6 protein-coding genes and 1 tRNA gene are annotated in these 10,766 nt (G+C 66.6%); 4 read left to right on the top strand and 3 right to left on the bottom strand.

The features are described 5' to 3' along the window. Positions 1 to 319: 319 nt before the first annotated feature. On the bottom strand, positions 320 to 3,019 hold the full coding sequence (locus HY699_14310) for a GNAT family N-acetyltransferase (GenBank protein ID MBI4516978.1): 2,700 nt from the start codon (positions 3,017 to 3,019) through the stop codon (positions 320 to 322). A 204-nt stretch (positions 3,020 to 3,223) separates the two neighbouring features. Next, positions 3,224 to 3,433, bottom strand: a complete 210-nt coding sequence (locus HY699_14305) for a hypothetical protein (GenBank protein MBI4516977.1) — start codon at positions 3,431 to 3,433, stop codon at positions 3,224 to 3,226. Between the two features lie 250 nt (positions 3,434 to 3,683). On the opposite strand from HY699_14305, the gene HY699_14300 reads away from it, so the two are divergent. Together HY699_14300 and HY699_14295 are read left to right on the top strand one after the other, a co-directional pair. Continuing rightward, positions 3,684 to 3,860, top strand: a complete 177-nt coding sequence (locus HY699_14300; protein MBI4516976.1) for a hypothetical protein — start codon at positions 3,684 to 3,686, stop codon at positions 3,858 to 3,860. Between the two features lie 13 nt (positions 3,861 to 3,873). Continuing rightward, entirely contained in the window at positions 3,874 to 6,639 is a 2,766-nt protein-coding gene (locus HY699_14295) for an MMPL family transporter (GenBank protein MBI4516975.1), read from the top strand. Positions 6,640 to 6,649: 10 nt separating this feature from the next. Here HY699_14295 and HY699_14290 read toward each other — a convergent pair whose 3' ends face one another. Further along, positions 6,650 to 9,478, bottom strand: a complete 2,829-nt coding sequence (locus HY699_14290) for a hypothetical protein (protein ID MBI4516974.1) — start codon at positions 9,476 to 9,478, stop codon at positions 6,650 to 6,652. Positions 9,479 to 9,688: 210 nt separating this feature from the next. Between HY699_14290 and HY699_14285 the strand changes: the two genes are divergently transcribed. Together HY699_14285 and HY699_14280 are read left to right on the top strand one after the other, a co-directional pair. After that, entirely contained in the window at positions 9,689 to 10,162 is a 474-nt protein-coding gene (locus HY699_14285; GenBank protein MBI4516973.1) for a PTS sugar transporter subunit IIA, read from the top strand. A 48-nt stretch (positions 10,163 to 10,210) separates the two neighbouring features. Then, positions 10,211 to 10,305 (top strand) — tRNA-Sec (locus HY699_14280). The last annotated feature ends 461 nt before the right edge of the window (positions 10,306 to 10,766 follow it).

Raw genomic sequence — 10,766 nt, 5'->3', positions numbered from 1 at the left:
TGAAGAACTCTGAGGGGTGGAGCAATGCTCCTCCCCTCAACAATGATGCCATTCGCTCCGCCTTCTGTTCTTGAGGGCGGGAGCGCTGCTCCCGCCGCACGTCGTAGCGACCGCGGGAACATCGTGTTGATTTCCTCTCAGGCTCATAGCGCGGGCTGACGCCCGCAACCCAAAGCTCGACAGGGGTATTCCGTCATGCCCGCAATCCTTAAGCGGGCATCCAGGGGCGGTGGGGCTCCGGATGGATTCCCGCCTTCGCGGGAATGACGGAGGGAAATCTGCGCGCGACGCCAAGACTTTCGGCTATAGTAGTTCAGATTCAGAGCGGCCCAATGCGCATGCGGCCGTCGACCGCGATCGCGCCCTGGCCGCAAGGCAACACCTTGACCGGATTGAGGTCCAACTCGCGCAACTCCGGCACCAGCTCGACCAGCGCGGAGATGCGCTGGATGACGTCGGCCAAGGCGTCGCGGTCGCCGGCCGGCGCGCCGCGGTAGCCGTCGAGGAGCTTGCTGGCGCGGAGCTTGCCGATCATTTCGAAGGCATCGATGTCAGTGACCGGCGTCAGCCGAAACGAAACGTCGCGCAGCAACTCGACCAGCACGCCGCCCAGGCCGCATACTACCAGCGGGCCAAAGACCGGATCGGAGGTTACGCCGACCAAGGCCTCGATGGCCCCAGCCACCTGGCGCTGCAAGAGCACGCCTTCGAGCGGCACCCCGACGGCCTGCATTCGTTCGCTCAGAAGACTGACGGCGCGGGCGACGTCGCCGGCGGACTCCAGGCCCATGATTACACCGCCGGCATCGCTCTTGTGGATCAACCCCGGCGCGATGGCTTTGGCCACCAGCGGGTAGCCTAGGGTCTCGGCAACGACGACCGCGTCGGCTGCGGTGGTCTGCTCCGCGGCCGCAAATGCGATCCCGGCGGCTCGCAGGACGGTGGCGATATCCTTCGGCTCCAGCCAGACCGGACCGCTGGCCTGGGCGAGCACGCGGTCGATCACGGCGCGGATGGCGCTCTGGGCGAAGGGATTGAGCTTGAGCGCGGTGCCGATCGGGAACTCACGCCAACGTGCGTAGCGATGGGCGGCAGCCAAGGCCAAGGCGGCGTTCTCGGGGAAACTGTACGACGGCAAGCGGCCACGGGGGCCGCCACTCAGCATTGCCGGTACACCGCGCGAGGAAATGAAGACGGTCAGAACGGGTTTGCTCGCCGGCACCGTGCCCGCCGCTCGGGCGATGGCCGCGGCAACCTCTTCGGGACGAGTCAGCATCGGGGGAATGTAGACCACGATCAGCGCATCGACGTTGGAGTCGGTGCCGACCGCCGCGATGGCGCGCTCGTATTGCTCCGGTGTGGCCGAGGCAATGAGGTCGATCGGGTTGCTCAGGCCGGCTTGCGGCGGCAGAAGGGCGCGCAGCGTGGCGAGGGTCTCGGGTGTGAGCTCCGGCAGCTTGAGGCCGCGCGCTTCACAGGCATCGGCGAGCAGGATGCCCGGGCCGCCGGCGTTGGTGACCACCCCGACGCGCGGCCCCGGCGGCAAGGGCTGGGTCGAGAGCAGCGTGACCACGTCGAACAGCTCCTCCAGGGTGGTGGTGCGGATGACCCCGGCTTGCTCGAACAGTGCATCGACCGCCACATCGAGGTTGGCGAGCGCCGCCGAGTGACTCGAGGCCGCGCGGGTGCCCGCCACCGAGCGCCCCGACTTGACTGCCACGATCGGCTTGCGGCGCGCCAACTCCGGGGCCACGCGCGCGAACTTACGCGGGTTGCCGAAGCTTTCGAGGTACAACACGATCACGTCGGTGTGCGGATCCTCGCCCCAGTAGGCCAGCAGATCGTTGCTCGAGACATCGGCCTTGTTGCCGACCGAGACGAAGGTGGAGACCCCGAGATTACGGGTGTGCACGTAGTCGAGGATCGCCAAACCCAGCGCTCCACTCTGCGACGACATGCCGATGTTGCCGGCCGGTGGCCAGGTGGGGGCGAAGGTGGCGTTGAGGGATATCGCCGGATCGGTGTTCAGCACCCCCATGCAATTGGGGCCGACCATGCGCATGCCGGAGGCGCGCACCAACTCGGTCAACCTCTGCTGCGCCGCGCGGCCGGCGGCGGAGACCTCGGCGAAGCCGGAGGAAATCACCACCACTCCGCGCACCCCCGCGCGGGCGCAGTCGGCCACCGCCGGCTCGACCGCCGCTGCCGGCACCGCGATGATTGCGAGGTCAACCGGGCCGTCGATCGCGCTTACACTCGGGTAGCACCGCAATCCCGCGATTTCGCCGGCGCCCGGGTTGACCGGGTAAATCGGTCCGGTGAAGCCATCGCGCTTGAGGTTGGACAGCAGAGCTGCACCGATGGTTCCAGGGTGGCGCGAGGCGCCGACGACGGCCACGGAGCGGGGACTGAGAAACGCGCGCACGCTTTGGGCCGCGGCGTGGCGCTCGCGCTGTAGGCTGAGTTCAAGGAAGCGATCGGTTTCGACGGAGGGAAAGGTGATGTGGAAGACCCCCGCTTCGAGCGCACGCTTCACCTTGAACCCGCTGGCGGCAAACATCTGCAGCATGCGGTTGTTCTCACCCAGCACCTCCGCCTCGAACTCGCTGATGCCATTGGCGCGGGCGATCGGGGCCAAGTGCTCGAGCAGCAGCGTGCCGATGCCGCGCCCTTGGTATTCATCGAGAACGGCGAAGGCGACTTCGGCCCGGTGGCTGTCGGCGCCGTCGCCCGGAACGGCGGTGTATCGTCCCACTCCGATGATGCGCTCGCGCTCGCCGCGCAGCGTTGCTACCAACGCCACCTGCCGCACGAAGTCGAGTTCGGTAAAACGAGCCAGCTCTTCGTCTGTCAGCCGCTTCTTGGCGCCAAAGAAGCGGAAGTAGATCGACCGCATGCTCAGGTGTTGGAAGTGGTCGCGCAGGCGCTCCTTGTCGTCGGGGCGGATGGCGCGGATGTGAATCGAGCTGCCGTCGCGCAAGACCGCGTCAGCGGCGTACGTACGTGCATCGTCGCTCATGCCGGCAAAACGACGCGGCCGGGGTATGTCCGAGCCTCGATGTGCCTGGAGATCGGCGTTGTGAGCGTGCTCGCTGTCCATGTCATCAAGCGCAGATTAGGTGGGCGGCGCCAACATGTAAACTCCGGCGACGTGCCGGCGAGCGAAATCGCAAGCTACTTGAGCCGTTAGGCGCTGCGGCATCCCGGTCCGCTGCGATCCCGATCAGGCCGAGAGGCGCCTCTGGCTGACGCCCCTCTTGGCGACTTCCAGAGGAACCTTCTCTCCGGTGTCGTGGTAAGACTGGAAGAACGGGCACGCTTCCGGATGCTCGCTGGCGCAACAGCGCCGCATCTGTGCCAGCGACGGGGTCATCAGCCCCCGCACCGCCAGGCACAGAGGGTACTTCCCGTCAGAGAAGAACTCACATGCCATCGCTGTACTCCGCAATCCTAGTGTGCAACGCATGTGCCAGAGTGACAACTGCTCCAGGCCTGGTGGTTGGCTGGCATAGGTTCCGGCGAACGCGCAGCCGCCGGCAGTCCATTGCGGTGTTTGCGAAAGCGGCGTGAGACCCGAGTTGAGTGAAGGGCCGCGTTTCGGTATCTGGAAAGGGTCGCAATTACCCGGACGGCAAGCGGCTCGCCCGTGGCGGGCCAGCGAGGATGCGTACGGAGGTGCTGTTATGCACATCGAGCTGACTGAGGCTGAAGCTGCGGCGGTGCGCGAGTTGCTGGAGCGGGCCTTCACCGACCTGCGCGGCGAGGTTCACAAGACCGATGCCACGGAGTGGAAGACTGCCCTCAAACAGCAGGAGCAGGTGCTCAACGGTCTGATTGCGAAGCTGCGCTCGGCCGCGTGAGGCCGGGGCGCCGATGGCTGCCTGGGCCCGGTGGCTGCGCTACCCGCTGGCGGTGCTGGCGGCGAACCTGCTCATGACCGCCGCGCTGGGCTTGTTTGCGGCACGCATAGAGATTGAAAGTTCGCTTGAGAGCGTCCTGCCGGCTGGTGACCCTGAGATCGCGTACTACGCCGGGGTGCGGGCGGCGTTCGGCAGTGACGACGTAGCCGTGGTGGGGCTGCTGGCGCCGGACATCTTTGCCAGCGCTACGCTGGCGAAGATCGCGAGCCTGACGGAGGCGATCGCCGGCATCGAGGGCGTCGAGCGTGTTCTCAGCCTCACCAACGCCGTTGACCCCGCTGCCGATGTCTTCGACCCGCCGCGGTTGCTGCCGCGCCTGCCGCCGAGCGCCGCCGCCATTGCGGCGCTCAAGCACAAGTTGGCGAGCACGCCGCTGTACGGCAAGAACCTGGTGTCCGGCGATTTTCGCGGCGCCGCGATCAATGTTTTTTTCAAGAACCTGACCGACGCGCAGTACTTGAGCCTCGGGGTTGACCAGAAGATCCGCGGGCTGCTTGCGGCCGCAGGCGGGCCCGAGCGCATGTACTACACCGGGGCGGCGCACGTGAAACAGGCCGCCGTCGAGCTGATGCGGCGCGACCTGTTGCGCTTTACCCCGGTCGCGCTCGTGCTCGTGCTGCTGGTGCTGTGGTTGTCGTTCTGGACCATCCGCGGCGTGCTGCTGCCGGCGGTGTCGGTGCTGCTGGCTTTGGTGTGGACTCTCGGGTTCATGGTGCTGGCCGGCAAGGCGATCACGCTCGGCACCTTTATCTTGCCGCCGCTGTTGATCGTGGTCGGCAGCTCGTTCGGTATTCACATGATGGCCCGGTACTACGAGCAGGTCGAGGCCGGCGCCGAGCGCGAGCTGTTGGTCGTGCGGGCCTTCGAGCGTGTGTGGTTGCCGCTGGTGGTGTCGGCGCTGACGATGGTGATCGGGTTCGGTTCATTGGCGGTCAATCGCATCACCGCCATCTGGGATCTCGGGATCTTCGCGGTGGTCGGAGTGGTCTGCCTCACCGTCACGTCGCTGACTGTGATCCCGGCGTTGTTGCAGCTGCTGCCGGCTGAGCGGCGCACGCAGCCAAGGAGGATTTCGCTCTGGCTGGCGGCGTCGCTGACCCGGCTGGGCCAGGGCGCCTTCGTGTCGCGGCGCGTGATTCTGTGGGGGGCGGCGGCGGCCGCGCTGGTAGCAGGGCTCGGCATCCGCTCGATCCGCGTCGATTCCGACTTCCTCTACTACTTCGATCCGGCCTCGGAGGTACGCCAGGCCAACGAAACCATCAACCGTGAGGTGGTCGGCAGTAACCCGTTCTACCTGGTGATCGAAGGCAGCGGCGCCGGTGCGCTCAAACGCTGGGAGGTGCTGAAGTTGATCAAGGATCTGCAGACGTTTCTGGCGACGCTGCCGGGTGTGAGCTCGTCGCTGTCGGTGGCAGATTACCTGGAGCTGCTCGATGCCGGGCTGAGCAAAAGCGCGGAGGGGGACATCTTGCTGGACGAGCAGGGCCGGATCGTGGCGGCGGCGCCGGCGGCCTCGTTGTGGGAGGAGCCGGCGCGGCTGCCGGCGGTATTGAGCTTGGTCAGCACCAGTCCGGCCACCTTCAGCTCGGTGGTTACCCCGGATTTCCGCCGCGCCAACGTGCTGGTTCGCACCGAGCTGTCGGGCTCGCGCCGGATCGCGGACACGCTGGCTGCCGTTCGTGCGTACGTGGCCGAGCATTTTCCGGCCGAGGTGCAGGTGCATCCGACCGGCAATCTGGTGCTGCTCACCGGTAGCACGGCGGATATCGTCGCCGGACAAATCAAGAGTCTGTCGCTGGCGTTGGCCGTGATCTTCGTGGTGATGGCGCTGATGTTCTTGTCGGTCAAGGTGGGGTTGCTGGCGATGCTGCCGAACGTGTTGCCGATCGCGATTTTCTTCGGTGTGATGGGCTGGCTCGGCATCTTGCTCAACTTGGGCACCAGCCTGATCGCGGCAATCGCGCTGGGCATCGCCGTCGACTCGACCATTCACTACATGGCGCGCTTGAACCTGGAGCTGCGCGGCGAGACCGATCAGGCGGCAGTGCTGGTGCGCACCTTGCGCCTGGTGGGTGAGCCCATCATCTTCACCACCGTGGCGCTGTTCTTTGGCTTCCTGACGTTCGCCGGATCGAGCTTCGTACCGATCCAGAACTTCGGCATGCTGGCGGGAGTGACGATGGCGGCCGCCCTGGGCACCAACCTGGTGCTGCTGCCAGCGCTGCTTGCGACCACCAAGATCATCACGCTGTGGGACCTGTTGGCGGTCAAGCTCGGGCAAGAGCCGACGCGCACGATCCCATTGTTCGCCGGGCTGCGGCCTGGGCAAGCGCGGGTGGTGGTGTTGATGGGGCGATTGCAGCACTTTGCGCCGGGCGACTACGTCATGCGCCAAGGCGAGCGGGGCGATGTCATGTACGTCGTCCTTCAGGGCGTGGCGCAGGTGGTTGCCAGCGGCGGCGGCGAGCGCCGGCTGATCCGCGAGTGCGGCCGCGGCGAGGTGATCGGCGAGATGGGCTTGGTGCGCCACGGGCAGCGCAGTGCCGACGTTGTCGCTGCCGGTGCGCTCGATGCGCTCGCGGTCGACGAGCGCTTCCTCCAGCGCTTGCAAGGGCGCTACCCGCGCATTGCGGCGCAGGTGTTCCTCAACCTGACGCGAATTCTCAGCGATCGCTTGCAGCGCATGACCGACCAGTACGTGGCCAGCAGGCGCGCCTAGTCCGGCGCTACTAGCGTCGCGTCACTGTGAGTGTCGCGATCTCTGCCGCGCGCAGCCGCAGTTCCCAGCCGGCTGCCTGACGCCGCAGGCGCTTACGGCTGGCTTGTTCGAGGAAGTTGACTGGCCGCACGTCGCCGGCGTCCGGCATCTCGAGGTGGGCGACCTGCTCGCTCGGCGCGGTGTTGTAACAACGTAGCAAGAGCGAGCGGCCGCGCTTTGACGGCGTTAGCGCGCTCACTATGACGTGGGGATTGTCGCAGCGGAGCAAGACCGGCGCGCTGCCGTTGCCGGCATGCCGGTCAGTGGTAACTGCCGCCGGTGGATAGGCGAAGTCGTGCGCGCGGTTGACCACGCCGCTGTGGAGGTAGTCGCCGCCGTAAGTCGTCAAAGCATAAGCGAAGCGATGACCACCGGGCGACTGCCCGCCCGGGGTCTCCAGGCCGGGGCCGGCGTGTCCGTTGCGCAGCCGGAGATCACCGCGCGACAGCCAGCCGACCGCGCGGATCAACGTGAGCGCGAGTTCGGTACCGCCGGCGGCCAGCGGACGGGCCTCGATTTCAGCAATGCCGCGGTTGAACAGTGCCACCCCCAAGCCGTTGCCCTCGAGGCAACTGAACGTTTTCTGCGGCACCGTGCCGATCGGCTGCTCGCAGGGCCCGGCCGCCTCCAGCGCTAGCGGCCGCCGGACAACGGCGAACGCCTGCTCGCAGTGGATCGCGGCTGCGGCCACTGGCGTCTGGAACAACACGCGCAGCCGGTGATCCGCGGCATGGTTGTCGACCTCGGTCTCGAAGTCGATGCGCTTGAGCTCGGCATAGAGCGTGACCGTGGTCACAATCGGTATGGCTAGGCGCTCGCTGCTGCGGGTCTCACGATCGCCCTCAAGCCGGCGCGGGATCGCGTAGGTTAGCGCGATCCGCATGGTCGCCAGCACCGGCCCGCCGGCTTCGACGCTCACCACCGGTGCCTCAGTCGGGCCGTCGACCGCCTGGGGATCGAGCAGCGCATCGAAGTTGTACTCGTCGCCGCGATCGCCTTCGTCAACCAACCAGTGCGCCCGCGGCAGCTCGAAGCCGCATTCCTTGTCGTAAATCCGCAGCGAACCGTCAGGGTTGACGCTGACTCTGTAGAAGCGGTTCTCCAGCGTCTGATCACCGGCGGTGAAGGGGGACGCGAGCGCGACTGGCTCGGAGGTCAGTGCGAAACCGGTCAGCCCATGGCCGGCGAGCGGGGCGACAAATCGCAGCTGCGCGGCGACGCCGGTGCGGGCACAGATGCGCACGGTGCGCAGCCCGGGATCGTCGAGCTCCGCCAACCACTGAGCGCGGGCGGCCGCCACCTCGAACCGGCCGCGGATGATGCGGTCAACCGTCAGGTGCGCCTCGAGCCGCGCGCCGTTGCGGCGCAGCCTGATGTCGTTGATGAAGAGGCCGAGAAACTCGCGGCCCTGAATCGTCAGCACGTGCGGGCGTACCTCGGCCGCCGGCAATTCGGTTTCGAGCAGGGTTTCGCTCGCACCGGCGCGCACGTGCAGCGGCACCAGCTCGCCGGCCGCATCGCGCAAAGTCAGATGCTGCGCGGCGTCGTGGTAGATCTCGGCCGCCACCAGCGTGCGCGTGGCGTGGTTGGGGTTGTAAACCGCGAGCACGGTGTCCGAGGCGGCGGCGGCGGTGTCGAGGCGCGCGGCCAACGCCGCAAGTGCTTGGTGCATGATCTGCCGGCCAACCGACTCGACCTGATCGAAGCGGTACTCCATGTCCTGGTGCACCTGATCGATGGAGCAGCCGCAAATGCTGTCGTGCGGATGGTTCTGCAGCGCCAGCTTCCACGCCCACTCGGTGAAGGCGGCGAGGCGATGCTCGCCCGCCAGCCAGTCTTCCCACACTGCCAGTGGCTCGGCGTAACGTTCGAGGCAGCTGGTGTTGGCGAAGTCACGTTGCTTCTGCCGCACCCGCACCGAGGTGACGCCGGGCAACAGGTGTGCCCGCAACGAGCTGCGCAGCTCGCCGCGATGCACGGGCAGATCGGTCTCGGCCGCGGCGGCCCGGGCGCGCTCCACGTAGGCCGCTAGCGGCGCGATTTCCGCCGTCACGGCCTCTCGGCCGCGCAGCGTCGTAGTGAGCACGGCCGGCAGCCCGGCTTGGGCTTCCTGATGGTCGGTACCGTTCATCAGCAGCAGCACATCCGTGCGGCGAAAGGGCGCGTGTTCTGCCAGCAGGTCGAGCAGCCGCTCTTGCAACCGCGCCGGCTCCAGCGGCAGGCTGCGGCCGTTCGAGTAGCCCGCCTGCGGCAGATACACGGTCCAGGCGCGGGTACCGTCGGGAGCCTCCCAGAGGAACTCGCTGCGGTCCACCTCGGCGCCCACGCCCCGCCACACCACCGCGCTGGTGATGCCGAAGCCGGCCAGAATCTGCGGCATCTGCGCGATATGCCCGAACTGATCCGGCAGGTAGCCGATCTTGAGCGGCGCCCCAAACTGTGCGGCCACGCGATGGCCTATAAGCAGGTTGCGAATGAGCGACTCACCGCTGACCAGAAACTCGTCGGGCAGCACATACCACGGGCCGATTGCGATCCGCCCGGCACGAATCAAGCGGCGCAGCCGCGCGCGCTGCTCGGGACGGATTTCGAGATAATCTTCGAGCACGATGGTCTGGCCGTCGAAATGGAAGTGGACGAAGGAGGGGTCGTGTTCGAGCAGATCGAGCAAGCGATCGGTCAGCCGCACTAGCCGGCGGCGAAATTCCTGAAAAGGCTGGTACCACTCACGATCCCAGTGTGTATGCGGCACGATCATCAAGTGCACCGGCGCCGCCGCCCGGCTTGTCGGCTCTGTCATTCTGCCTCCCACAAACGCGGCGGACAGTAGCGCAAGCCCGCCGGGTGTCGCAACGCCGGCCGCTAGCGGCACGGCTCACCGCGCCGGCCGGCGTGGTGAAACCGCCCAATCGGTAAGACCGAGCCCGAGATCGTTGGTGCAGCGCCGCTCCCGCCCTCCTGCAACCGGGTACCTTCCCATTTGTTGAGCGGGGTAGTAGGAACACTGGCCGTGGCTGCGCGACTCAACAACGGCTGGGAGCTAGCGCCGGTGATTGTGCGAGCGCCCTTCTCCACCTTCGAAGATGCGGTCGAGGGTCTGATTGAGGAGCTAGTGTTGGCGGAGCAGTTGCCGGTAGAGCTGGGCGGGCCGGCGCTGCGGGCGGTGCTTGATCGCGAGAGCATGGGCAGCACCGCGCTGGTGGAGATCGGCGTGAGCATTCCGCACGCACGGCTCGAAGGTGTCGCCGGCATCATCGCCGCCGTCGCGGTCTCGTCGTCGGCGGTCTACTACGCGATTGCCGATGTGCCGGTCAACATCATGGTGCTCGTCCTGTCGTCGCCCGCCCTCAGCGGCGAACATCTCAACTTTCTGTCATTGCTATCGCTGTTGCTGCAATCCGACGCCACACGGTACACGCTGCAGCGTGCGCCCACACCCGAGCTGCTGCTGGAGAGTCTCCGCAGCCACGAGCGCTTCCGTTGAGATGCAGTGATCGTTTCAGGGGTTGGGTCGCAGAGCGGCCATCGGCTCGGAGAGGGATGAGGCCCGGTGGCCTCCCCGGTCTTCAAAACCGCGTGGTCCCGGCTTGCCGGGACGGAGGGTTCGACTCCCTTCCCTCTCCGCCAAATCAATCGAGAACTTGAGCGGTGCGCCGATCCTACGGCTTGGTCGCCGCGCGCGATTTGGGGGCCAATAGCCGCCGGGCTCGCGATCAGCGGACCTGTAGCCCTTTGCCCTGCCGGTTGCTTGAGGGTGCGCGACAAATTTGTGGGTAACGTGGTTCGGTGTTATGGCCGTCATTCCCGCGAAAGCGGGAATCCAGTTCGGCGTTTGGCGCTGTGGACAAGCAGTTCTGCGTTACATCCTGGCCAGCAAACGGAACGGCACGCTGTACATTGGGGTGACCTCACAGCTGGCAACGCGGGGGTGTGGCAGCATAAGAGCAAGGTAGTGGAGGGTTTGTCGGCCAAGTACGGCGTTGACAAGCTGGTCTACTACGAAGCGCACGGCTGCGCAGAGACCGCATTCGTGCGGGAGAAGCAGCTGAAGAAGTGGCGCCGCGCCTGGAAGATGACAAGTTGCGTCC

The sequence above is a fragment of the Deltaproteobacteria bacterium genome (genome assembly GCA_016210005.1).
In the GTDB taxonomy this organism is placed as follows: Bacteria; Desulfobacterota; Binatia; order HRBIN30; family JACQVA1; genus JACQVA1.
The sequence above is the reverse complement of the archived record's forward strand: the minus strand, read 5'-3'. Positions and strand labels throughout refer to the sequence as shown.